This is a genomic window from Streptomyces exfoliatus, from assembly GCF_000725545.1.
Lineage (GTDB): Bacteria > Actinomycetota > Actinomycetes > Streptomycetales > Streptomycetaceae > Streptomyces > Streptomyces exfoliatus.
Map to the genome: position 1 here is coordinate 287216 of NZ_KL647056.1, position 23797 is coordinate 311012.

A 23797-nucleotide genomic window follows, 5' to 3' on the forward strand; every position below is an offset into this window, starting at 1 on the left:
ACAGCCCCCTTACAGGACGTAGGTCGCGGCGAGGCGGATGTTCCGGCCGGCGACGAGGGCGCCGTTGGACGACCAGGTGCGCAGGTTGACCTGCCCGGCGGGCGTGATGTAGCCGCCGCCGTTGCCGAAGCCGTCGCAGGCGGAGGCCTCGTAGTCCATGGCCGGGCGCCATCCGGCGGGCAGGGTGCACAGCCCCTCGTCGTTGAAGTTGCCCGCGCTGTCGACGTTGATGGTGGCGCCGTTGCGGGTGACGGTGATGAGGATGGTGGCGAGGCCCCGGGAGCGTCGGCCGGAGAAGGCCACCACCGTCCAGCCGGTCAGCGCGGTCGCGCCGCTGTTGGTGGTCTCCACCTCGACCGGCGGCTGGTAGTTGGCCCAGGAGGTGCCGTTCCAGCGCTGCAGGGTCCCGGAGTTGTCGCGGAACTGGCCGGCGTAGCTTCCGGTGGTCAGCGTGCCGCTGGGGACGACGCCGCCGATCTCCTTCGGGTACGCGACCCAGCCGTTGCCGTCCCAGCGCTGGAGGTAGTGGGCGTTGTCGTTGTCCTGGTACTGCCCGGGGTACGCACCGGGCACACCGGCGTTGTTGTAGACGGGCAGGATGCCGCCCAGGCCGACGAGGCTGGTGCGCAGGTCGGTGACGGCGGTGGACCAGGCGATGCCGCCGGTGCCGGCCGAGGTCTGCTTCTCCACCCTGACCGAGAAGAGGGGGAGGGAGAGCGCGGGGGCGGCCGGGGCGGTCGGCGTGGCCTTCGGCTCGCCCTTGATGACCTCCAGGGCGGCTTCGCTCCTGGTCTGGTTGTCGAACTCGTCGTCGTACACGCGCAGGACGACGAGGTCGACGCGGGGGTTGACCGGATCGCCGTCGCCGAAGCTGAGGACGGTGTCCGCGTCGAGGGTGATGGGGTAGGCGCCCTGGGCGTTGGGCCCCTGGACGACGGCGCGCCCGGCGTAGACGGTCGCGCTCATGGGGCCGCTGCCGCTCATCCAGAGGCCGCCGACCCGGTACTTGCCGTCGGACGTGCCGGGCAGGACGCCGGAGCGGGAGGCGAGCGGGTTGACCGGGGTGGTCGCGCCGAGGGCGGTGAGGCGGGTGGTGACACGGGTCTGTCCGGTGGGCGGGAGCCAGCCGCTGCGCAGTGCCATGGTGTTCTCCTGTCGGTGTGGGTGGATCCGGGACTACGGCAGCGGGTCGACCCTGATGAAGGTGTTGTCGAAACCGGCCTTGAGGACGGCGGGGGCGGCGGAGACGACCTTGAAGAAGGCCGTGAGCGTGTACGTCGCGCCCGCGGTCAGGCCCGACTGACGGGTCATGGTGGACACCGAGACCATGTGCTGGCTGGCGGCGAGCGCCGCGTAGTCGTCCTCGAGGTCGCTGATGACCGTGGTGCCCTGGGTGAGCTTGAGCGCCATGAACGCGTAGTGGTCGGGGCTCGTCGACCGCAGCTTGCAGCCGAAGCTGATGATCACGGCCTTCGACGGCGGGGCGACGAAGGACAGCGTGAGCGGGTTGGTGATGCGGCCCGTGAGCGTCGAGGTGTACGTGGTCGACGTGGTGTCGCCGTAGTCGCGGTTGTCGACGAAGTACGGGCCCGCCACGACCGGGATCCACTCGGTGCCGTTCCAGCGCTGGAGCTTGCCGGTCGTCGAGTCGCGGTACTGGCCGGTGTAGCTGGCCGGCGTGGTGGACGCGGAGGACGGGATGATGCCGCCGAGCGCCGCCGGGTACGACACCCAGGCGCCGCCGTCCCAGCGCTGGAGCGCGCCGCCCGCGTCCTGGTACTGGCCGGGGTAGGCGCCCGGCAGGGACGCGCCCTCGACCGGGAGGATGCCGCCGTGGGCGACGACCGGGGTGCGCAGGTCCTTCAGCGAGCTGGCCCACGGGATGCCGCCGTTGCCCGCGCTGGCTCCGGCGGGGACCAGCACCTCGTACAGCGGGAGGCAGCGCGGCGGGACGACCGGGACCTTCGGGGACTGCTCGGCCGCGCCCTGGATGATCTCGAGCACGGCCTCGGTGCGCGTCCCGCCGTCGTACAGCTTGTCGTAGACCCTCAGGACGAGCAGGTCGATGCGGTTGTACGTGGCGTTGCCCGGCGCGAAGGTCACGACCTCGGAGTTCGGCAGGGTCACCGGGAAGACGCCCTGGGAGATCTCGCCCTGGATGACGGCCCGGCCCTCGGAGACGGTCGCCGTCATGGCGGCGGACCCGAAGGTCCAGAAGCCGGAGAGCCGGTACCGGCCGTCGTACGAGCCGGGCAGGACGCCGGAGCGGACCTGGACGGGGTTGGTCATGGTGGTGACACCGGTCTGGGTGAGCCGGGTGTCCTCGCGGGTCTGGCCGGTCTCGGCGACCCAGCTGCTGCGCAGGTTCATGGGGTTTCTCCGTTCGAGAGGTCGGGGGACGGTTCAGCGGTCGGGGGCGTCAGGACCTGATCCATTCGGCGTCGAGGCTGCAGCCGTAGCCAGAGCCGCCGAGGGTCTTGATCGCCGCGGTGTGGTTGTGGAAGCCGGCGAGCTGGAGGGTCTGGCCGGCGACGAGCCGGACGATGCCGCTGCCGCCCACGGAGATGGCGCCGTTGCCGGCGGGGATGAGCCAGGTCAGCCGGGACTGTCCGACGCCGGCGACCACGACGCGGGCGCCGCGCATGCCGGTCTGGGATTCGTTGGCGAAGGTGGCGTGCGCGGAGACCCGCCACCAGCCGGTGCGCGGCACGACGTAGGTGGTGTTCGAGGTCCAGCCGGCGGCGTCGTCGACCTCGACGGTGGGCAGGCTGAGCACGGTCCAGGTGTTGGGGGCGATGCTCTGTTGCTGGGCGGTCAGCCACTGCGTGGCGCTGAGCAGCAGGGTGGAGGCGCCCTCGACGTACTGCCAGGAGGTGCCGTTCCAGCGCTGCAGTCCGCCGCCGTTGTCCCGGTACTGACCGGTGTAGCCGCCGGTGGTCGTGGTGCTCGGGGCGATGCCGCCGATGGCCTTCGGGTACGAGGCCCAGGTCGTGCCGTCCCAGCGCTGGAGGAGGCCCGCCGTGTCCCGGTACTGGCCGACGTACGCGCCCTTGAAGCCGCTGGCGGGCATGATGCCGCCGAGGGCGACGGTCGGCCAGTGCTGGGTGGTGACGGCGGTGGACCAGGCGATGCCGCCGGTGCCGGCCGACGTGCCCTTCGGGACGCGGATCGTGTAGAGCGGGATCGTGCTGCCGGGCCCGCTGAGCGGGACGGTGGGCGTGGCCGCCGGGGTGCCCTCGACGAGCCGTACGACCGCCTGGGTGTCGCCCGAGCGGTCGTAGGTGTCGTCGAGCACGGCCAGTTCGATCAGGTCGATCCGGTCGTTCTGCGGGTCGCCGTCCGTGAGCGTGAAGCTCTCCGGGGCGGTGACGGCGACGAGGTAGGCGCCCTGGGCGGTGTCGTCGCCCTGGACGATCGCGCGGCCGGTGCCGATGGTGGCCTGCATGGGCGCGCTGCCGGTCAGGACGAAGCCGCCGGGGACGATGCCCGCCCGCGAGCGCAGTGGGGTCTCCTCGGGGCTCTGGCCGCTGGGGGTGAGCAGGGAGGCGAGGGTCAGGCGGGTGTCCTCGCGGGTCTGGCCGGTGGACTGGAGCCAAGCGGCGCGTACGGTCATGGGTCACCTCTCCGAGGGGGTCGGGTCGGGGTGGTCGGCGTGGGCCGGGTGGTCGGCTCGGGCCGGGTGGTTCGGGGGCTGGTGCGGGCGAACCGCCGCCGGCCGCCGCTCAGGAGCGGCGGCCGGCGGCGGACGTCCGGTGGGTCCTCGTCACCACTCGGCGCTGCGCCAGCGCACGGTCATCAGCGCGGCCTCGGTGCCCGATTCCGGCCGGAAGGACAGGTCGGTGCGACCGGGGTCGAGCACGAACAGCTCCTCCGGGGTGGAGTCGGCCATCGCGGTGTGCAGGCGGGAGGCGGAGTTGTTGAGCATGACCGTGCCCGCGCGGGTGTCGACGGTGAGTTCGTCGCCGGCGGTCAGGTCGATCGCGTACCGCAGCCGGCGCCTGCTGATCCGCTCGGTGACGGTCGGCATGGAGCACGGGCCGCGGAAGACGATGACCGGGTGGACCGGAGCCGAGCCGGTGTTCTCGACGACGGCGTCACCGGTGCTCTTGGCCTGGCCCCAGGAGAGCGGCCAGGTCAGCGGCCAGGTGAGTCCCGACTCCGGCTGCGGGGGAGTGGTCGTGGCGGTCTGCTCGTTGACGACGTACCGGCGCGGGTCGGAGGCCAGCCACTGGACCGACATCCGGGAGCTGCCCTGGGTGGCGAAGCCCTGGTCGGCCGGGACCACGCGCTGCGCGATGCGGGCGCGGACGGTGAGCAGCTCGCCGTGCAGCCGGACGGTGAGCCACCGCTCCTCGTCGAGGAGGGCGAGCGACTGCCGCAGGGCGCGGACGGCCGCCGCGGTGCCGCCGTACTCGGGCATCAGCACGATCGTGCCGCCGACCTTGCGCGGCTTGGCGTACCGGGCGCCCGGCCAGGCGCCGTGGGAGGTGGGGCGGTCGGCGTCCGAGGAGTCGTACTCGGGCAGGTCCTCCCAGCCCGACAGGCCGGACTTGTCGACGGCGAAGGGGGTGCCGGGGCCTATGAGGAGCCCGGCCCACTGCATCTGCCCGTCCTGGGTGATGAGCGAGCCGGGCGCGAGGTCGGCGGTGTAGGAGTTTCCGGCGTACTGGGTCGTGGTCTCGGCCATGGGGCCGTCACCTCACTTGGGATGGGGTCGGCGGTGGGCGGTCAGCGGGGGGCCGACGACGGCCGGCGGTCGGCGGTGGCGGTCGGCGCCGCGCGTCGGCGACGGCGACGGCCGGCGTCGGGCGGCCGGCGCCTCGTGGTCGGCTGCGGCCGGCGCTCAGCCGTGGGCGGTCGCGAGGAAGAGCAGGTCCTCGGCGGTCGACCGGGGACCGGCGCCGGGCTCCTCGTGGAACTCCCGGATGCGGTGCGGCCTCGGCAGCGGCTCGGTGAGGGCCGGGACGCGGCGGTTCTCCAGCTGGGAGAGCGAGTCGATGCGGTAGTCGTCCGCGTTGCCCGGGGAGACGATGCCGCCCTCGGCGAGCATGGGGAGCTTGTCGAGTTCGACGCCGAACTTCTTGCCGGTGAGGGGGATCTCGAAGCTGAGCTTGTTGAGCCCGTCGATGATCCAGTTGGCGAACGCGATGAGACCGTTGATCGGTCCCTTGACGACCCCGAGCACGGCGCTCAGCGCGCCCTTGATCAGGTCGCCGATGCCGCGCAGCGACTTGCCCACCGCGTCCTTGGCGGTCCGGAAGAAGCCGGGGATCTTGTCGGTGATCCATTCGACGACCGGCCGTACGGCGCTCTTGATGCCGCCGATCGTGCGGGAGGCGATGCCGCGCAGCGCGTTGGTCGCCGAGCGAACGGCGGAACCGATCTTGGAGATCCCGCCGATGGCCGATCCGACGATCCTGAGCGCGGTCTTGAAGACGGTCAGGTACGCCTTGGCGTACGTGCCGATGGCCGTGCCGAGGAGCTTCATGAAGGGCTGGATGAACTTCCAGACCGCCTGGAAGCCCTTCAGGGCCTGCTGGAAGACCTGCTTGATGATCCGCTGACCGGTCTCGGAGTGGACGGCCAGTTCGATGAGGTACGCGGCGACGGGCACGATCAGGCCGACGAGGAAGCCGAGCGGGTTGGCCCGCATGGCGACGTTGACGCCTGTCATGGCGACCGATGCGATGGTCATGACGGTGCCGAAGGTGCCCATCATCGTCGAGATGACGTCCGTGACGGGCAGCAGCGGCAGGAGGAGGCCGAGGACGACCCCGGCGCCGGTCCCGATCCTGCGGGCGGCGGTACGGGCCTTGCCGGCGGCGGTGCCGATCCGCTTGACGCCCGCGGGGGCGGTGGAGCGGCGGATCTTGGTCATGGCGGTGGCGGCGCCGGAGGCGTTCTGTCCGAGGGCGCGGAGGGGGGCGCCGGCGGTGCGGGCGGCGGTGGCGAGGCCGCCGATACCGCCTGCCGCCCGCTGGACGTTCTGCCGCAGGTTCTTCAGCGAGCTGCTCGCTCCGCCGAGCCCCTGCCGCAGGTTGCCCATCGGCGCGATGGCCACCCGGAAGTTGGGCGCGACACGCAGGGCTACGGCACTCATGCCCTGGCTCCACGCGCCTTCACGAGGTACATGAGCGCCGCGGCGGTCGTGTGCGGGTCACTGTTGCGGGCCGCGTGGTAGTGCTCGATGTGCAGCCCGGTACCGGCGCCCGCGCCCTGCTGGCCGCCCTGCGCCATGCGGGCGCGGCGAGCGGTGGTGGCGAGCAGCCGGTCCAGCTTGGAGAGCGGAAGGACGGCCTCGGCCTCGCCGGCCTCGGCGAGGATCGCCGGGACACCGCCGGTGCGCGGCATGACGACACCACCGGTGGCGAGCATGGGGATGGTCGGCAGGTTGACGCCGAAGGTCTTGCCGCCGACGACCGGGACCCAGCCGGGAACGCTGACCTTGACGCGGTTGAGGCTGCCGATCATCGAGTTGATCAGGCTGATGACGGCGTTGATGGGGCCCTTCACGCCGCTCTTGATGCCCTCGAACGCCCGGGACGCGATGTCCTTGAGGCCGTTCCAGACGGACGACATCTTGTCCTTGACGGCGCTGAAGGCCTTCGGGATGGCGCTCTTGATCCAGTTGACCACCGGCGTGATGACGGCCTTGATGCCGTTCCACACCGAGCTGATGACGCTCTTGATGGCCTTCATCACCGTGGTGATGACCGTCTTCCAGATCTTCACGTACGTCTTGATGACGGTCGCGACGGCCTTGACGACGGTGGAGATGGCCTTCTTGATGCCGTTCCAGACCGACTTGATCAGGCTGCCGGCCTTCTTCATGATCGGCCCGACGGCCTTCATGACCGAGCTGATCACGGTCTTGATGGCGCTGAACGCCTTCTTCAGGACCGTCTGCATCGTCTTCGAGCGAAGCGCCATGTCGACGATCGTCTCGATGAGCGGCATGAAGAGTTCGAGCAGGCGGACGAGGAAGTTGCCCTTCATGGACTTGTTGAGCTTGTCCTGGCCCTTGGCGGCCTTGCCGGCGCCGGACTCGTACTTGGAGAGCTTGCCGCCGGCCGACTGAGCGGTGTCGCCGGCCTTCTTCATGGCGCGCTCGGCCTGGTCCGAGGCGGTCTTCAGGTTCTTGAGCTGGGTGGTGGAGCCCTGGGCGTTGGTACGAAGCGTCTTGAGCTGCCCGGACGCGGACTTGCCGGCGTCGCCGACCTTCTTGATCGAGGTGCCGGCGCCGGATGCCTGGGTCTTGAGGGCGCGCAGGGAGTCGGACGACTTCTTGAGGGAACTGACGAGAGACATGGGTTACCTCCTTTCGGGGTGGGTGGGGATCAGGCGAGGGCCCTGGCGGCGAGAAGGGCCTCGTCCTTGAGCTTCTGGAACGAGGTCTTCAGCTCGTCGACGGTCCTGCCGAGGTTTCGGGTCTCGGTTCGGGTGTTCTGGAGGTCCTGGGGGATCTTGCCGGGCTTGAAGTCCTCCATGGCCTTCTTGAGGTCCTCGGCCTTCGTGGCCATCGTCCCGACGTCCGAGATGGTGATCCTGTCGAGAGCGTCGGCGATGGCCTCGATCCCCTTGGCCGAGCTCTTGATCGCGCGGGCCGAAGGCATCTTGTTGAACTTGGTGCGGAACCCCCCGGCCTTGCGGTTGAAGATCGTGATCTTCTCGGTCAGCTTCTCGAGTTCCTCGCGGACGCCGCGGAGGCTGTCCGCGGTCGGGATGGCGCCGATTCCGCCGCCGTTGAAGACCCTGGTCTCGCGGTCGTTGATGGCCTGGAGGTCCTGACGGCTCCACGTGCCGCCCTCGTTACGGGCGTACGCCTGTCCGCCGAAGATCTTCGACTGGAGAAGGCGGGACCAGTCGGTGAACTTGGAGACGAGGAGGAGGCCGATGGCCGGGATGGCGAGGCCCAGGAAGGCGGCGATGAAGTAGGTCCACCAGTTGTCCTTCCCCTCGTAGATCTTCTCGACGCCGGCCGCCACTCCGTCGAGACCAGCGGCTTCGAGCCACTCCGTCAGAGGGGCCTTCACGACCTCCTCGTGGATGTCGGTGATCTGTTTGATGAACGGCGCCGCGTTCTCCTCCGTGAGGATCTTGGGTGGATCGCCGATGAGGGATTTCTTGAGCTTGGAGACCATTGCTCTGCCGTCTTCGACGAACGGCTCCTTCTCCTTGGTCTCCTTTTTCGTGTTCTCGACCATGTACTTGACCTCGTGGTTGGCCTCATCGACGAGGGCCTTCTTGAGGTCGGCGATCTCGGTGGAGAGCTCGTCGGGGGTTTTTGCCATGAGTTACTCCGCTTCCGGCCGGTGTCGGCCAAGCGCCGAAAAGCCCCTGCCGCAAACCTCGGCAGGGGCTCGTTCGTCTGGGGCAGCGGGCGGCGGCTAGGCGTCCTCGTCCCGGTGGGGTCCGCGGCGCGTCGTCGCGAGCGCGTCGTTCCAGCCGGCCGCGTACGCGACGGTCTCGCAGCGGGAGACCTCGGCGTACAGCGTGCCGAGCAACGCTCTCTTGTCGAGGGCGACGGGTCCGTCGAGGAGCTGGCGGAGGCGGTCCTGGAGTGGGATGTGCGGTCGCGATGCCTCGGCCTGCTGAGTCATGGACGCCTGCCTTCCGGTTGCTTGCCCGTGCGTGTGTGGCGGCGCCGCGGAGTGAGGAGCGGGGGCACCACGTGTTCGAACTACTGTGCGAACAGAGTGTGGAACACCTGTTCGGTGTTTGTCGAGCGGGAAACCTCTGACGGCGTGTCTTCTGGCTGAATTCCCGAACGTGTTGGCGGCTGATCGGAGCTTCTGTTCGACCGGGTAACCTGGAGGACGCGTTCCTCGGGCCCGACCACTCCGGAGGGGCGAGGGGCGCGAGGGGCGCGCGGGGACCCCAGGGGGCTGGAAGGCAGTACTGACGCATGGACACGGAGCCGGGAGCGAACCGACGCGAGCGCGTTGTCGACTGGCTCGCGACCCACCCTGATCTGCCCCACCTCTTCGCGCGGCTCTCCGAGCTCGTGCACGTCCATGGGCACGCCCCCGAGGACCTCGTCGTGATCCCCCGGAGCGAGGTGGACCGTCGAGAGACGACCGCCTTCACCTCCGGCTGGGCCGAGGCCGTGTCCGACGAACTCCCGCGCATACGACGGGAGTACGAGAAGCGCGTCGCGGACGCCTACGCGCAGGGCCAGGGTGACGCGCGTGGAATCCGCCGCCCCCAGCGCCGGATGGACGGCGGCCAGGACGGCGCCCGGGTCATCACGCTGCCCTTCGCCCGTCTCCTCGAACCACCGGCCGCGGTCGTCGAGGCCGAGGAGCGCGTACGCAGGGAACGCGAGCTGTTCGAACAGCGGCCCGAGCGGGAGCCCGAGCCGGAGTCCGGACCCGCCGCTCCCGCCTCCGCGCCGGACCACGAACCCGGGCCCGCGCACCAGAAGGAGTCCGGGCCGGAGTCGGAGCCCGACGTCCTCTTCACCGCACAGGAGAGCCGTACCCGCAGGAACGCCCAGCCGGTACGGAAGGTCGTCCGCGGCAAGGGCGGACGCCCGATCGTCCCGCCGCTGGCCGGCGCACCCGTGCAGGCCGCGACCGGTAGCGAGCGCCGGGCCGCCGAGTCCGCCGGAGCGGAGCCGCGCGCGGGTCAGCCGCGCCGGCTCTCCGAACGGGCCAGGGCCCTGGAGCAGGACATGACCTCCGAGCGAGCACAGGAAGCGCCCCCGGAGTCCGCTCCCTGACGGGAGCGGACTCCGGGGGCCGCGGGGATGTGGCCGGAACCTGCCCTTGCCGGCTTCAGCCGAAGAACCGGGCGAGCTGTCCGGGGGAGATCTCGGGGGTCTCCGCCTCGGGAGAGTCCCCGCCCTCGCCCTCTTCGTCCTCGTCCTTCGTGCCCGGACGGGGCACGGGCTTCGGCGGATCGGGCTGGTCGCCGTCCTCGGACGCGTTGACGCACTGGAACATCCAGTTCGCGACGGCCAGATGATCCACCGTCGCCGCGAGGAGGTGATCGGTGATCGACCACTCGGCGCCCTCTCCGTGGATCTCGCGCTGCAGGGCGCTGTCCCGCGGCAGATGCTTGATCAGCGTCAGGACGCGCCTGCTGGAGAGCTCCTCGCGGTGCCAGTCGAGGATGTCGACCCCGTAGTAGCGGATGAAGTCAGCCTCAAGGGCCTCGGCGTGTTCTTCGACGAACTCGACGAGGCTCAGTCTTCCCCCAGGCCGAGCCCGGTCTCCTTGCCGTAGGCCTCCAAGATGGCGGCGATGTCCTGCATGGTCACGTCGTGCTGCTCGAAGCGGTTGAACTGCTCCTCACCCATCAGGAGTGCGAGCAGGCCGTCCACGTCGTTGTCGTCGAGCTTGCGCAGCCCCTTGGCGGTGGCGCGGCTCAGCTCGGTCGGAAGGGTGTAGGACTCGCCGTCCAGCTCGAAGGACCACTTGCGGCCGTGGGCCTCCTGGCGCTGGGCGCGGGCGGCGTTGACGTCGAAACGGGCCATGGTGATGCGTACTCCTTGATTCGGGTGACGGGAAGGAAGAAGGAGGAGGGGAGGGTGGGGCGGGACGGCGGTCGGCCGTCCCGCCCCGGGTGGAGAGGGATCAGACGGTCGCGGAGTACTGGCTGTCCTTCATGAGGAAGGTCGCCAGCGGCTTGCCGTCGCCCTTCGACATGGCGGAGAAGGTGACGCCCAGCTGGGCCGCCGCCTTACGGGCCAGCTTGATGTCGTCGGTGGCGGTGACCTGGCCGCGCGGGATGATGAAGCGGTACTTCACCGCGGTCGTGCCACCGGCCTTGACGTCGGTGAACTCCAGGCCGAGGGCACGCACGTCGGCGTACGGGCGCTCGGCGATCTCGTAGCGGTAGGTGTCGACGGCCGGCGTCGGCTCCGCCTTGACGGCGTCGCCGCCCATGAAGAAGGGCAGCGTGTCCTCGTTGAACTGGAGCAGCGAGAACTTCAGCGAGAGGTCACGGCTCGAGTAGATGTAGTGGACCGGGGACACCGACTGCCACGAGTCGATGGCCTCCAGCTTGTCCTTCTTCGAGAAGGTGACGCCGTCGCCGGAGGTGAAGCCGAGGTCCTTCCAGCCCGCGCCGGTCCAGTCGGCGGCGGAGTCGGTGCCGAAGGTGGCCGGGGCGGACGTGCCGGCGTCGGCCACGTAGAGCTTGCCGGTACCTGCGACGCGGATTTCGGCGGAGTTGTTTCCAGCCATGGTGTGGTTTCTCCTTGTGATGGGGTGAGGGCGCCGCCCCGGGCATGTGACCCGGGTACGGCAAAGGCCCCGCCGGACGGCGAGGCCTGGTCTGGGGGACCGAGCGGGGTCCGAAGAGCGCTCGGTGGGCGTCCGGAGGACGCTGCGGAGGGCGTCTAGAAGACGCTGAGGGAGAGGCGGATGACGCAGAGGTAGCGGTTGGCGCCCCGGTAGAGGTAGTCGGGCAGCCAGCGCGGCCCGTCCTGCTCCTCCACGTCGTGGACGACGTTGTTGGCGCCGATCTGCTTGCCGATGGTGGCGAGCAGGCACCGCCGGGCCGCGTTGGCGAGGAGGTGGGCCGCGTTCTTGCTCGGGCCGTACACCTCGAACTCGATCAGCGGCATGTCGACGTGCAGGTCGCCGATCCAGGCGCCGCCGCGGCGGTTCACCAGGACCGCGCTCTGCGTGCCGTCGAAGCCGGCCGGCGCGTTGACCGCGATGGTCGCGCCGGCCAGGGCGGGGTCGGCCTTGAGGACGTCGACGACCAGCTTCTCGACGTCCGGGAAAGCACTCGGGGGAGTGGTCATGACGGTTCTCCTCGGGAGAGGGGAGGGAGGGGTGCGGGACGGGGTGCCGCCCGGGGCGCTCCGGCGGGAGGGGGCGGGGCGCGGCAGCGCGCCCGGACGGCGGACGGCGGAGCCGCGTCCCGTCCTGCGGGCGCAGCTCCGCCGCTGCACCAACTGTGACAGCGATCGTGCGCGCACGCAACTAGAACGGTGATCGGATCCGCGCCGACCCTGAGGACCCGCACCCGGACCGGGAGGGGCGGCCGCGGGGCGGGGAGCCCTCCGGCTCCGGGGCGCCCCCAGCCGGGGCCCTCCCTACCGGGCCGCGGCGGATCTGCGGCGACCCGGGGCCCGCCTCCCCGCGAAGCGCACCCCACCTCTGTCCGCCGGAGGCAACCGCCCCGATAGGTTGACCGCCACCGAACCGAGGGAGCCGCCCCGTGCCCGCCGACCGTCCCCGCCTGCTCTACGTGACCGACCTGACCTATCCGGCCAAGGGGCGGCGCTACGGCGACGAGGACGTCCACCTCGCCGCCCGGCTGCGCGCCGACTTCGACCTCGCCCTCTGCCACCCGCTCGACGCCGCCGCCCTCATGCCGGGCTTCGACGCCGTCGTCGTCCGCAACAGCGGCCCGGTCCTCGGGTACCAGAAGGAGTACGAGGCCTTCCGCGAGCGCGCCCTCGCCCTCGGCACCCGCGTCTACAACCCCCTCCACGGGCGCGGCGACATGGCCGGCAAGCAGTACCTGCTCGACCTCACCGCCGCCGGATACCCCGTCATCCCCACCGTCGACCGCCCCGAGGACCTCCATCGGCTGCCCGCCGCCCCGCGGTACGCGGTCAAGCCCGAGACCGGGGCGGACTCCATAGGGCTGCGCTTCCTGGCGTACGAGGAGCTCGCCGGCCTCACGTACGGCGGACTCCTCGTCCAGCCGCGCGTCGACTTCCGCTACGAGGTGTCCTTCTACTTCGTCGACGACCTCTTCCAGTACGCCCTGTACGCCCCCGACCCCGAGCGCCGCTGGGTCCTGGAGCCGTACGAACCGACCCCGGACGACCTCGCCTTCGCCCACCGCTTCATCGACTGGAACACCCTCGACCACGGCATCCAGCGCGTCGACGCCTGCCGCACTCCTGAGGGCGGGCTGCTCCTCGTCGAGCTGGAGGACCTCAACCCGTACCTCTCCCTCGACCGCGTCGCCGAGCCGGTGCGCGAGCGCTTCGCCGACACCCTGGCCCGCTCCCTCCACGCCTTCCTGGGGGCATGACGAAGCGCCCCGGGTCCGGATGCGGACTCGGGGCGCTTCGGTGACGGACGATCAGACGGTGGGCGCGGTACGGCGGCGGGCCCGTCGCTCCGCCGCGAAGACGTCCTCCAGGCGGAAGAGCTGGGCGCGGCCCGCCTTGCCCGCGGCCCGCAGGTGTCCCAGCTGGACCCACTTGCGGATCGTCGCGGGGGCGACCCCCGCCTCCTCGGCGGCGAGCGGCCCGGGGATCAGCGCGGGCAGCGCGGGCAGGGCCGACATCGCGGGCATCGAGGGCGTGCTCAGCATGGGGTCTCCTTCGTGTCGTCCATCGCCGCTTCGATCTCCTCGGTGCGGGTCCCCGAGGCCTCCGTGAGTTCGGCCCAGGCGTCCTCCGGCCACAGGTGCCGGTACGCGGGGTCGTCCTGGCAGCCGCACGCCGCGTCCGTGCACACGCACGCCGGGTTCACGCAGAGCACCGCGCGCCGGTCGGGGAACGCCCGCAGCGACACCGAGTCGCACCAGGGGCAGCGCCCCGAGACCCGGACGATCGTCTCCGAGTCGCCCAGGGTCCGGGCACACCGGCGGGCCATGCGCCGGATCTCGTCCCGGACGTGCCGGGCGAGGACCGGGTGGGCGGCGACGGCGTCCAGCAGGCCGACGATCCGGCGCAGCCGCTCGATCACCCCGGCCCTGCGCGGCCGCGGCAGGGCGAGCCGGGCGCAGACCGCCTCCTCGAGTTCCACCACGCCGTCGGTGATGTCCCGGATGGCGTCGGAGATGTGGAGCCGGATCGGGGCGGCGCCGTGCCCGGGTACGGAGAGGCCGTGCCGCTGTTCGAGGAGCAGCGCCTCGCGCCGCTCCTGGCGGATCAGCTCGTCGCGGCCGGGGTGCGGGGCGCTGGGGGCGGTCCCGGCGGGGGAGCGGCGGCCGGGGGCCAGCTCCTCGGAGAGCTCGGGGAACTGTCGTACGAGGGAGGCGGTCCAGAGGGCGATGTCCCGCAGGACGAGCTCGACGGCGGGACCGGCGGGACCGGCGGCAGCGGCGGGGCGGGCGGGTACGGCGGCGGCGGCAGGACCGGCGGGGCCGGCCGGGCCGACGCCGCCGGAGGGGCCGGTGTCGTCGTCCGGGCTCATGCGGTCGGTGAGGTCAGCCACGGCGGCGGCCTCCCGCCTGCGCGACCGCCTTCGCGACGCGCGCCGAGTCCGCCGGGCGGCCGTTGCGCCACAGGCGGCCCGCGCAGACGCCGTCGAAGTAGCTCTCGGCCGGGGCGACGGCCGTCTCGCACTCGCGGCGGACGGGGCAGTCGGCGCAGGCGCGCAGCGCCGGGGCCGCGTCTTTGGGCCGGCGGGCGAAGACGACGGACGGGGAGAGGCCGACGCACGCGGCGGAGGCCTGCCAGGGGGACGGGTCGGTCGGGAACAAGAGGTTTCTCCACGGGCCGGGGCCACCAGGGCGTCCATGGGGCCGGTGGGGCTTCTGGGGCTCAGGGGGCCGACGAGTGCGGCGATGAGCAGCCTTACACGTTGCGTGCGAGCGCGCAACAAACTTGTGAGCACGCCCCGACCAGGTCTTCATCGATTCGACACGATTGCGCGCCCGAAAGCACGTAATTCTGTGCGCGCAAGCACGCTAAGGTATGGAATCCGGAGGGTGGGGAGTGAGGGAGCGGTACACATGACCAGTCAAGGGCTCGACGAATTCGCGGGATGGGTCGAAGGCCTGATGAGAGCGCGGGGCTACGACATCGACAGCCCGCGCGGCGGTGGCAAGTCACGGATCGCGGACGAGGCCGGCGTGCACCGCGCCGCCGTGACGCGGCTGCTGCAGCGGCAGAGCATGCCCGACCTCGAGACCATGCGCAGGATCGCCCCGCTGCTCGGCGTCTCCGTCCGCGACATGCTCATCAGGTCCGGTCGCGTCACGCCGGAGGAACTTCCGATGGCGGCGGACCTGCTGCCGCCGAACGACTGGCAGCCGTCGATGGAGGACTTCGCCCGCTGGCTGGGCGTGCCCGATGAGCGCATGGGCGTCTTCGTCAAGGTCGTGAACCAGTTCCTGGAACCCGACGCGGAGGCGGAGCGGCCCGCGGAGGCGGCCGAGCCCCGCCGGACCGCCCGCGACTGACCAGGGACGATCTTGTCCGGTCCCGGCCCGCGAGGCCGGGACCACGTGCGCGTGGGCATTTGTTTTGACCGGAGTCCATGCGATAGGTACGCTCATGCCTTGTGCCTGGGGTGTGCCTGGGCTCGCGTGCGTGTCCTCAACCGCAAGGCGAGTCATATACCGGCCACCGCAATCCGCGCCCTTTCCGCCTTGTGTGGAGGGTCAGCGCGATTCGACACACCCGACCGCGTGGGTCGGTGGATGTTCCAGGTTAGTTTTACGACGGCACACAGAAACCGGAGAAGTAGTGCCTACGATCCAGCAGCTGGTCCGGAAGGGCCGGCAGGACAAGGTCGAGAAGAACAAGACGCCCGCACTCGAGGGTTCCCCTCAGCGTCGCGGCGTCTGCACGCGTGTGTTCACGACCACCCCGAAGAAGCCGAACTCGGCCCTCCGTAAGGTCGCGCGTGTGCGTCTGACCTCCGGCATCGAGGTCACGGCCTACATCCCGGGTGAGGGTCACAACCTGCAGGAGCACTCGATCGTGCTCGTGCGCGGTGGCCGTGTGAAGGACCTGCCGGGTGTTCGCTACAAGATCATCCGCGGTTCCCTCGACACGCAGGGCGTCAAGAACCGTAAGCAGGCTCGCAGCCGCTACGGCGCCAAGAAGGAGAAGTAAGAATGCCTCGTAAGGGCCCCGCCCCGAAGCGCCCGGTCATCATCGACCCGGTCTACAGCTCTCCTCTTGTCACCTCGCTGATCAACAAGATCCTGCTGGACGGCAAGCGTTCCACCGCCGAGCGCATCGTGTACGGCGCCATGGAGGGTCTTCGTGAGAAGACCGGCCAGGACCCCGTCATCACGCTGAAGCGCGCTCTCGAGAACGTGAAGCCGGCCCTCGAGGTCAAGTCCCGCCGTGTCGGTGGCGCCACCTACCAGGTGCCGATCGAGGTCAAGCCGGGCCGCGCGTCCACGCTGGCCCTCCGCTGGCTCGTCGGTTACTCCCGCGCCCGTCGCGAGAAGACCATGACCGAGCGCCTCATGAACGAGCTCCTCGACGCCTCGAACGGCCTCGGTGCGGCCGTCAAGAAGCGTGAGGACACGCACAAGATGGCCGAGTCCAACAAGGCCTTCGCGCACTACCGCTGGTAGTCGCAACCCACATCGAGACCGAGAGAAGACTGAGCCGATATGGCTACCACTTCGCTTGACCTTGCCAAGGTGCGCAACATCGGCATCATGGCGCACATCGACGCGGGCAAGACGACCACCACCGAGCGGATCCTGTTCTACACCGGTGTCTCGTACAAGATCGGTGAAGTCCACGACGGCGCTGCCACGATGGACTGGATGGAGCAGGAGCAGGAGCGCGGCATCACGATCACGTCGGCCGCGACGACCTGCCACTGGCCGCTCGAGGACGTCGATCACACGATCAACATCATCGACACGCCGGGCCACGTCGACTTCACCGTCGAGGTGGAGCGTTCGCTGCGCGTGCTCGACGGTGCTGTCACCGTGTTCGACGGTGTGGCCGGCGTCGAGCCCCAGTCCGAGACTGTCTGGCGTCAGGCGGACCGCTACGGCGTCCCGCGCATCTGCTTCGTCAACAAGCTCGACCGTACGGGTGCCGAGTTCCTCCGCTGCGTCGACATGATCGTGGAGCGCCTCGGCGCCGTCCCGATCGTCATGCAGCTCCCGATCGGCGCCGAGATGGACTTCCAGGGCGTCGTCGACCTCGTCCGCATGAAGGCGCTTGTCTGGTCCGCCGAGGCCAGCAAGGGTGAGATGTACGACGTCGTCGACATCCCGGCCTCGCACACCGAGCTCGCCGAAGAGTGGCGCGCGAAGCTGGTCGAGACCGTCGCGGAGAACGACGAGGAGCTCATGGAGCTCTTCCTCGAGGGCGTCGAGCCCACCGAGGAGCAGCTCTACGCTGCCGTCCGTCGCATCACCATCGCCTCCGGCAAGGGTGGCGGCGAGAAGACGGTCACCCCCGTCTTCTGTGGCACCGCGTTCAAGAACAAGGGCGTCCAGCCCCTGCTCGACGCCGTCGTCCGCTACCTCCCCTCCCCCCTGGACGTCNNGCGGAGGAGATCGTGCGGCGCAAGCCGTCCGACGACGAGCCGCTGTCGGCCCTCGCGTTCAAGATCGCGAGCGACCCGCACCTCGGCAAGCTCACCTTCGTCCGGATCTACTCCGGTCGCCTGGAGGCCGGCACCGCGGTGCTGAACTCCGTCAAGGGCAAGAAGGAGCGCATCGGCAAGATCTACCGCATGCACGCGAACAAGCGTGAGGAGATCGACTCGGTGGGCGCCGGCGACATCGTCGCCGTCATGGGCCTCAAGCAGACCACCACCGGTGAGACGCTGTGCGACGAGAAGAACCCGGTCATCCTGGAGTCCATGGACTTCCCGGCGCCGGTCATTCAGGTCGCCATCGAGCCCAAGTCCAAGGGTGACCAGGAGAAGCTGGGTGTCGCCATCCAGCGTCTCGCGGAGGAGGACCCCTCCTTCCAGGTGCACTCGGACGAGGAGACCGGCCAGACCATCATCGGTGGTATGGGCGAGCTTCACCTCGACATCCTCGTCGACCGCATGCGTCGCGAGTTCAAGGTCGAGGCGAACGTCGGCAAGCCGCAGGTCGCGTACCGCGAGACGATCCGCAAGGCCGTCGAGCGACTTGACTACACCCACAAGAAGCAGACCGGTGGTACCGGTCAGTTCGCCAAGGTGCAGATCGCGATCGAGCCCATCGAGGGCGGCGACGCCTCGTACGAGTTCGTGAACAAGGTCACCGGTGGCCGCATCCCGAAGGAGTACATCCCTTCGGTCGATGCGGGTGCGCAGGAGGCCATGCAGTTCGGCATCCTGGCCGGCTACGAGATGACTGGCGTCCGCGTCATCCTTCTCGACGGTGGCTACCACGAGGTCGACTCCTCCGAGCTGGCGTTCAAGATCGCCGGTTCGCAGGCCTTCAAGGAGGCCGCGCGGAAGGCTTCGCCGGTCATCCTCGAGCCCATGATGTCCGTCGAGGTCACCACGCCCGAGGACTACATGGGTGAGGTCATCGGCGACATCAACTCCCGCCGTGGCCAGATCCAGGCCATGGAGGAGCGCAGCGGCGCTCGCGTCGTGAAGGGCCTCGTGCCCCTCTCGGAGATGTTCGGCTACGTCGGAGACCTCCGCAGCAAGACCTCGGGTCGCGCAAGCTACTCGATGCAGTTCGACTCCTACGCCGAGGTTCCGCGGAACGTCGCCGAGGAGATCATCGCGAAGGCCAAGGGCGAGTAACTCTCCCGAGTTCACGCTTTAGGCTTGACACCAGTCGCCGGGGTTCCGCCCCGGAACCCCGAGGAACGGGCCCCGGCGACTGGCATCCCAGCAAAGATCACCTGGCGCCGATGAAGCAAGGCGTACAGAACCACTCCGCAGGAGGATTCAGTGGCGAAGGCAAAGTTCGAGCGGACTAAGCCGCACGTCAACATCGGCACCATCGGTCACATTGACCACGGTAAGACGACCCTCACGGCCGCCATTACCAAGGTGCTGCACGACGCGTACCCGGACCTGAACGAGGCCTCGGCCTTCGACCAGATCGACAAGGCTCCCGAGGAGCGCCAGCGCGGTATCACGATCTCGATCGCGCACGTCGAGTACCAGACCGAGTCGCGTCACTACGCCCACGTCGACTGCCCCGGTCACGCGGACTACATCAAGAACATGATCACGGGTGCGGCGCAGATGGACGGCGCCATCCTCGTGGTCGCCGCCACCGACGGCCCGATGCCGCAGACCAAGGAGCACGTGCTCCTGGCCCGCCAGGTCGGCGTTCCGTACATCGTCGTCGCCCTGAACAAGGCCGACATGGTGGACGACGAGGAGATCCTGGAGCTCGTCGAGCTCGAGGTCCGTGAGCTCCTCTCCGAGTACGAGTTCCCGGGCGACGACCTTCCGGTCGTCCGCGTCTCCGCGCTCAAGGCCCTTGAGGGCGACAAGGAGTGGGCGGACAAGCTCCTCGGTCTGATGAAGGCCGTCGACGAGTCCATCCCGCAGCCCGAGCGTGACGTCGACAAGCCGTTCCTGATGCCGATCGAGGACGTCTTCACGATCACCGGTCGCGGCACCGTCGTCACCGGTCGTATCGAGCGCGGTATCCTCAAGGTCAACGAGACCGTCGACATCATCGGCATCAAGACCGAGAAGACCACCACCACGGTCACCGGTATCGAGATGTTCCGCAAGCTGCTCGACGAGGGCCAGGCCGGTGAGAACGTCGGTCTGCTCCTCCGTGGCATCAAGCGCGAGGATGTCGAGCGCGGCCAGGTCATCATCAAGCCCGGCTCGGTCACGCCGCACACGAAGTTCGAGGCCCAGGCCTACATCCTGTCGAAGGACGAGGGTGGCCGTCACACCCCCTTCTTCAACAACTACCGCCCGCAGTTCTACTTCCGTACCACGGACGTGACCGGCGTCGTGACCCTCCCCGAGGGCACCGAGATGGTCATGCCGGGCGACAACACCGCCATGAGCGTTGAGCTGATCCAGCCCATCGCCATGGAGGAGGGCCTCAAGTTCGCCATCCGTGAGGGTGGCCGGACCGTCGGCGCCGGCCAGGTCGTCTCGATCACCGAGTAATCTCTGATCTGACCTGGTAGCTCCACGAGCTGCAGGAGAAGGCCCCGCACCTTTCGGTGCGGGGCCTTCTCGCGTCTCACCTGCGTGCCTACGGCCGCCAGCTCCAGGGGTGTCCGTCGGCGCCCAGGCCCACCACGGTCGCTCCGTCCGCCCCCAGGTGCAGCGCGGCCGACACCGCCTCCGGGCCCGTCGTACGGGTACGGAGCCGGCCGCCGGCCCGTACCGTCACCCCGCCGTCGGTGTCGGTGCCGAGGAGCACCGTCCCGAGCGGCGCCGAACGCGCCGCGACCACGTCCCCGTACCCGTCGAGACGGGCGTCGCCGTCCGGACCGAGCAGCGCCGCCGCCGCCGGAGCCCGGTGGTACAGCTCGCCGCCCGCGCTCGCCACCGTGGACCCGGAGAGCGGCAGCCCGTCCTCCCGCTCCACCCCGTCCACCCAGTGCCGTACGGACTCCCGCCCCGCCGCGTACAGGTGCACCCGGCCCGCCGCGTCCACCGACACGGCCAGACCGTCCTGGACCTCCGCCGTTCCCGGGAGGGCCCGCCACGGGCCCCAGGCCCCGTCCGCCGCCCGCACCCGCGTCGAGACGCCCTTGTCGGCGTTCCGTACGAAGAGGTGGACCCGGCCGTCGGGGGCCGTGACCGCCACCGGAGCGCCGATCCGGCGCCCCCGCTCGTCCCGGCGCTCCGGACAGCCGAGTCCCCGCCAGGCGCGGAACGGGCCGCCGGGGGAGCGCTGCTCCAGGAGCACCACCTCGCGCCGGTTGGCCCCGCCGTGCCCGTCGAGCGCGGCGAACCGCACCCCGAAGAGCAGCACCCGGCCGTCCGCGAGCATCGCCGAACCGAGCGCGGGCGCGAGCGGCCCGCCGCCCAGGTCCGTCGGCTCGCTCCAGACCCCGGGAGCCGACTCGCGCCAGCGGACCGCGCGCAGCCCGAGCACCCCGTACGCGGTGAGTCGCCCGTCCGGTCCTTCGGCGAGCGCCGGGCGGGCGCCGGGCCAGCGGTGGTGCGTGGAGCGGACCCAGCCCTTGTGGTTCGTCAGCGGCCGGTCGCCACCGACGCCGTAGTCGCCGCAGCCCGCTGGGTTCCCGCACTGCCAGGAGGGATCACCGCCGTACGGGACGAGGCGCGCGGCCTTCTCCTCCAGGACCGCGGGAGGCAGGTTCTTCGGCCAGTGCCGGTTGTAGTAGCCGCGGAAGGCCTTCGCCGTGAACGCCGGTATCGGTTCGCCGTCCCGGACCGCGTCCGACACCCAGCGGCACAGCGCGGCCCAGGTGAAGCAGCCGACCGCCGTGTGGTCGCCGTGGTCCGAGTACCCCGGCTGCTCGGAGTTCCGCCGCCGGGTGGCCTCGTCGCCGTGCTGGACGTCCGGGTCCGGGTCCAGGGTGTGCACCACCGTGGGCCGGTAGCGGCTCAGCAGCCCGACGAGGGCGCCGACCAGCTGGTCGTAGTCGTAGGTGTCGGCGCGGGTGACGGGGGAGCCGGCCGACAGATGGGTCCGCAGTTCGAGGGCCCGGTCGTCCCAGAGCGCGGGCAGCGCCATGTACCGGCGGGAGGTGTGCATCGGCAGGTTGAGGAAGACCAGCTCGATCCGGCGGCCGCCGTGCGTGAGCGTGTCGACCTCGGCACGCCGGCCGCCCGGCAGCGTCAGCGTCTCCCGCCGCCAGGACGTGAACACCGGAAGCCCGAGCGCCACGGCGTACGACTGGCGCAGGCCCTGGTGGCGGGCCGCCGAGTAGGCCGCCCGGTCCGGCGGAGTCTCCGGCATCCCGGCGATCCGGTTCCGGCCGGTGTGCTCGCCCGCAGTCACGTACACGGAGACGAGGGGGACCCCCGCGTCGAGCAGCCGCTGCGTGTCCGGGTTCATGAAGTACAGGTCGTCGTCCGGATGCGCGGAGAACTGCAGCACCAGCGCCCGCCGGGTCCGCGCGTCCGCGATCGGCTTCCCCGGCGCCGGATCCGCCGTCGGGGTGGCCCGGCGCGGCTCCGGTACGGAGCACCCGGCGGCGGCCGTCGTGGCGGCGAGGGCGGCGGCGAGAACCGCTCGCCGGCGGGGTGGGGTGGGCTGCACGTGCGGGTCCTTCGCTCAGGGGTCGCCTGGAAGACGGCTCCGCGGGCGAAGAGGTTGTGCCGTGCCGACGCCGGGAGAAAAAGTTCGGAGAATCCCGCGCAGCGATGTCGAAGCGGCGATCATGGCTCCGACCCAGGGGTGAAAGCGCGCCACGGGGGCGCGCGGGACGGGGAGGACACCCGAGATGAAGTACGTCGCGATGATCTACGGCAACCAGGCCAAGTGGGACTCCTTCCCCGCCGAGGCCTGGCCCGAGGCGATAGCCAAGCAGGAGGCCTTCAACCGGAAGTACCGCGAGAGCGGCGAGCTGGTCGGCGCGTACGGGCTCGCCGACGCCGCCGCCGCCCAGCTGGTCCGCCGCGAGGGCGGCGCCCCCGCGGTCACCGACGGCCCGTACCTGGAGACCAAGGAGTACCTGGCCAGCTTCTACCTGCTCGACTGCGACAGCCTGGAGCGCGCCCAGCAGATCGCCGCCGACATGCCGTTCGCGGACGTCGACCCCGTCGAGCTGTGGCCGGTCCTGCACGAGTCCGCGGCGGACGTGTGACCGGCACGCACGAGATCGAGGACCTGCTGCGCACGTGTGCGCCGCAGGTCCTCGGCGCGCTCGTACGGCGGTACGGCGCCTTCGACGTCTGCGAGGACGCCGTCCAGGAGGCCCTGATGGCCGCCGCGGAGCAGTGGCCCCGGCAGGGCGTCCCCGACAACCCGCGCGGATGGCTGGTGACCGTCGCCGCCCGCCGGTACGTCGATCTGGTCCGCAGCGAGGCCGCGCGCAGGCGCCGCGAGGACGCCGTGGCCCTCGCGACCCCGGACTCGGCGCTGCTCGCACGCGCTGCGGACGACACCCCGGACACCGACCGGGACGACTCGCTGTCGCTGCTCTTCCTCTGCTGCCACCCGGACCTGTCGCCGCCCAGCCGGATCGCGCTCACCCTGCGCGCCGTGGGCGGCCTCACCACCGCGCAGATCGCCGCCGCCTTCCTCGTACCCGAGTCGACCATGGCGCAGCGGATCAGCCGGGCCAAGCAGACGATCAGGGCGGCCGGCGGCTCGTTCGCGCTGCCCGAGGGCGAGGACCGCACGGCCCGCCTCGCCGACGTACGGCACGTGCTCTACCTGATCTTCAACGAGGGCTATACGACCAGCGGCGGGGACGCATTGGTCGCGCCGGAGCTGTCCACCGAGGCGATCCGGCTCGCGCGGCTGCTCCACCGGCTGCTGCCGGAGGACACCGAGACGGCGGGCCTGCTCGCCCTGATGCTGCTCACCGACGCCCGCAGGCCGGCCCGCACGGGCCCGCACGGCGAGCTGGTGCCGCTCGCGGAGCAGGACCGGGGGCGCTGGGACGCCGGGCTCGTCACGGAGGGCGTCGAGCTGATCAGCCGTACCCTGCCCCGCGGCCAGGTCGGCCCCTACCAGCTGCAGGCGGCCATCGCGGCCGTCCACGACGAGGCGGAGTCCGCGGAGGCCACCGACTGGCCGCAGATCCTCGCCCTCTACGAGCTCCTGGAGCGGACCGGGGCGAACCCCGTGATCACCCTCAACCGGGCGGTGGCCGTGGCGATGGTCCACGGACCCGGGGCCGGTCTGGCCCTCCTGGACGAGCTGGCGGCGGACAAGCGCACGGCCGGGTACCACCGGCTCCTCGCCACCCGGGCCCATCTGCTCGAACTCCTCGGCGAGAAGGAGGCGGCGGCCGTCGCCTACCGGGAGGCGGCCCGCCGGACGACCAGCGCCCCCGAACGCCGTCATCTCACGGAGCGCGCACGGCGCTTGGGGTGAACCGGGAGGGTCCGCCGTCCGGCGGACCACGACCCGGCGCTCGCGCCCCGGCGCATGGCCGTACGTGACGTGGGGTACAGTCTCCGGTTCCGATTGGCGGCGGCATGGCCCGGTGTGGCAGACTGTCGGGGTTGCTCGGTTGAGTGCCGATGCTGCGCGCCTCCCGTCGGGAGGACTGGAAGCGAGTCCCACAGTACTCGTCGCTCCTTTTCAGGGGCGG

General features: G+C 70.6%; 24 protein-coding genes and 1 pseudogene. 9 read left to right on the forward strand and 16 right to left on the reverse strand.

Annotated elements, in window-relative coordinates:
- Window positions 1-9: 9 nt before the first annotated feature.
- The 8 genes from IO20_RS0135780 to IO20_RS0135815 form a co-directional block, all read right to left on the reverse strand.
- A complete protein-coding gene (locus IO20_RS0135780; RefSeq protein ID WP_030549842.1) occupies window positions 10-1143 on the reverse strand; it encodes a hypothetical protein in 1134 nt (377 codons plus the stop codon).
- Between the two features lie 33 nt (window positions 1144-1176).
- Window positions 1177-2370, reverse strand: a complete 1194-nt coding sequence (locus tag IO20_RS0135785; RefSeq protein ID WP_030549841.1) for a hypothetical protein — start codon at window positions 2368-2370, stop codon at window positions 1177-1179.
- A gap of 49 nt (window positions 2371-2419) precedes the next feature.
- A complete protein-coding gene (locus IO20_RS0135790) occupies window positions 2420-3613 on the reverse strand; it encodes a hypothetical protein (protein ID WP_030549840.1) in 1194 nt (397 codons plus the stop codon).
- A gap of 150 nt (window positions 3614-3763) precedes the next feature.
- Window positions 3764-4687: a phage distal tail protein gene (locus IO20_RS0135795; protein WP_030549839.1), complete on the reverse strand. Its 924-nt coding sequence runs from the start codon at window positions 4685-4687 to the stop codon at window positions 3764-3766.
- A 156-nt stretch (window positions 4688-4843) separates the two neighbouring features.
- Window positions 4844-6100, reverse strand: a complete 1257-nt coding sequence (locus tag IO20_RS40165) for a phage tail tape measure protein (RefSeq protein ID WP_030549838.1) — start codon at window positions 6098-6100, stop codon at window positions 4844-4846.
- Window positions 6097-7308 carry a phage tail protein gene (locus IO20_RS0135805; protein WP_030549837.1) on the reverse strand — a complete coding sequence of 404 codons (1212 nt, stop codon included), beginning with the start codon at window positions 7306-7308 and terminating at the stop codon, window positions 6097-6099. Before IO20_RS0135805 ends, IO20_RS40165 begins: the two co-directional genes overlap by 4 nt.
- A gap of 29 nt (window positions 7309-7337) precedes the next feature.
- A complete protein-coding gene (locus tag IO20_RS0135810; RefSeq protein WP_030549836.1) occupies window positions 7338-8291 on the reverse strand; it encodes a hypothetical protein in 954 nt (317 codons plus the stop codon).
- 96 nt (window positions 8292-8387) lie between these two features.
- A complete protein-coding gene (locus IO20_RS0135815; RefSeq protein WP_030549835.1) occupies window positions 8388-8600 on the reverse strand; it encodes a hypothetical protein in 213 nt (70 codons plus the stop codon).
- 305 nt (window positions 8601-8905) lie between these two features.
- On the opposite strand from IO20_RS0135815, the gene IO20_RS0135820 reads away from it, so the two are divergent.
- A complete protein-coding gene (locus tag IO20_RS0135820; RefSeq protein WP_030549834.1) occupies window positions 8906-9721 on the forward strand; it encodes a hypothetical protein in 816 nt (271 codons plus the stop codon).
- Window positions 9722-9776: 55 nt separating this feature from the next.
- Here the strand turns inward: IO20_RS0135820 and IO20_RS42255 are convergent, their stop codons facing one another.
- From IO20_RS42255 to IO20_RS0135845, 4 genes are all read right to left on the reverse strand, one after another.
- The gene (locus IO20_RS42255) at window positions 9777-9971 is read right to left on the reverse strand and encodes a hypothetical protein (protein ID WP_063761398.1); all 195 of its coding nucleotides are present in this window, start codon (window positions 9969-9971) and stop codon (window positions 9777-9779) included.
- Between the two features lie 215 nt (window positions 9972-10186).
- Complete coding sequence (locus tag IO20_RS0135835; RefSeq protein WP_030213969.1) at window positions 10187-10477, reverse strand: hypothetical protein; 291 nt, start codon at window positions 10475-10477, stop codon at window positions 10187-10189.
- A 100-nt stretch (window positions 10478-10577) separates the two neighbouring features.
- Window positions 10578-11189 carry a phage tail tube protein gene (locus tag IO20_RS0135840; RefSeq protein ID WP_030549831.1) on the reverse strand — a complete coding sequence of 204 codons (612 nt, stop codon included), beginning with the start codon at window positions 11187-11189 and terminating at the stop codon, window positions 10578-10580.
- Between the two features lie 155 nt (window positions 11190-11344).
- Window positions 11345-11755 carry a phage tail termination protein gene (locus IO20_RS0135845; protein WP_030213975.1) on the reverse strand — a complete coding sequence of 137 codons (411 nt, stop codon included), beginning with the start codon at window positions 11753-11755 and terminating at the stop codon, window positions 11345-11347.
- A 419-nt stretch (window positions 11756-12174) separates the two neighbouring features.
- Here IO20_RS0135845 and IO20_RS0135850 point away from each other — a divergent pair, with 419 nt between their 5' ends.
- On the forward strand, window positions 12175-13002 hold the full coding sequence (locus tag IO20_RS0135850) for an ATP-grasp domain-containing protein (RefSeq protein ID WP_030549830.1): 828 nt from the start codon (window positions 12175-12177) through the stop codon (window positions 13000-13002).
- Between the two features lie 51 nt (window positions 13003-13053).
- Here the strand turns inward: IO20_RS0135850 and IO20_RS0135855 are convergent, their stop codons facing one another.
- Genes IO20_RS0135855 through IO20_RS0135865 form a run of 3 tightly spaced genes read right to left on the reverse strand, consistent with a single transcriptional unit; the run spans window position 13054 to window position 14403 of the window.
- Entirely contained in the window at window positions 13054-13287 is a 234-nt protein-coding gene (locus IO20_RS0135855) for a MerR family transcriptional regulator (protein WP_245685176.1), read from the reverse strand.
- Window positions 13281-14135: a hypothetical protein gene (locus IO20_RS0135860; protein ID WP_245685177.1), complete on the reverse strand. Its 855-nt coding sequence runs from the start codon at window positions 14133-14135 to the stop codon at window positions 13281-13283. The genes IO20_RS0135855 and IO20_RS0135860 overlap by 7 nt, the downstream gene beginning before the upstream one ends.
- The gene (locus IO20_RS0135865; protein WP_030549827.1) at window positions 14128-14403 is read right to left on the reverse strand and encodes a WhiB family transcriptional regulator; all 276 of its coding nucleotides are present in this window, start codon (window positions 14401-14403) and stop codon (window positions 14128-14130) included. Before IO20_RS0135865 ends, IO20_RS0135860 begins: the two co-directional genes overlap by 8 nt.
- A gap of 252 nt (window positions 14404-14655) precedes the next feature.
- Between IO20_RS0135865 and IO20_RS0135870 the strand changes: the two genes are divergently transcribed.
- From IO20_RS0135870 to tuf, 5 genes and pseudogenes are all read left to right on the forward strand, one after another.
- Window positions 14656-15105 carry a helix-turn-helix domain-containing protein gene (locus tag IO20_RS0135870; RefSeq protein ID WP_030213988.1) on the forward strand — a complete coding sequence of 150 codons (450 nt, stop codon included), beginning with the start codon at window positions 14656-14658 and terminating at the stop codon, window positions 15103-15105.
- A gap of 286 nt (window positions 15106-15391) precedes the next feature.
- Window positions 15392-15763 (forward strand): 30S ribosomal protein S12, encoded by a 372-nt coding sequence (rpsL, locus tag IO20_RS0135875; protein ID WP_003948652.1) that lies wholly within the window; start codon window positions 15392-15394, stop codon window positions 15761-15763.
- 2 nt (window positions 15764-15765) lie between these two features.
- On the forward strand, window positions 15766-16236 hold the full coding sequence (gene rpsG / locus IO20_RS0135880) for a 30S ribosomal protein S7 (RefSeq protein WP_015035567.1): 471 nt from the start codon (window positions 15766-15768) through the stop codon (window positions 16234-16236).
- Window positions 16237-16275: 39 nt separating this feature from the next.
- Window positions 16276-18377, forward strand: a pseudogene (fusA, locus tag IO20_RS37400) (elongation factor G).
- 150 nt (window positions 18378-18527) lie between these two features.
- The gene (tuf, locus tag IO20_RS0135890; RefSeq protein ID WP_030213992.1) at window positions 18528-19721 is read left to right on the forward strand and encodes an elongation factor Tu; all 1194 of its coding nucleotides are present in this window, start codon (window positions 18528-18530) and stop codon (window positions 19719-19721) included.
- An 88-nt stretch (window positions 19722-19809) separates the two neighbouring features.
- On the opposite strand, the gene IO20_RS0135895 is transcribed toward tuf, so the two are convergent.
- Complete coding sequence (locus IO20_RS0135895; RefSeq protein WP_030549269.1) at window positions 19810-21792, reverse strand: PIG-L family deacetylase; 1983 nt, start codon at window positions 21790-21792, stop codon at window positions 19810-19812.
- 184 nt (window positions 21793-21976) lie between these two features.
- On the opposite strand from IO20_RS0135895, the gene IO20_RS0135900 reads away from it, so the two are divergent.
- Window positions 21977-22339: a YciI family protein gene (locus IO20_RS0135900; protein WP_030213997.1), complete on the forward strand. Its 363-nt coding sequence runs from the start codon at window positions 21977-21979 to the stop codon at window positions 22337-22339.
- Window positions 22336-23577: an RNA polymerase sigma factor gene (locus IO20_RS0135905; protein WP_030549268.1), complete on the forward strand. Its 1242-nt coding sequence runs from the start codon at window positions 22336-22338 to the stop codon at window positions 23575-23577. Before IO20_RS0135900 ends, IO20_RS0135905 begins: the two co-directional genes overlap by 4 nt.
- The last annotated feature ends 220 nt before the right edge of the window (window positions 23578-23797 follow it).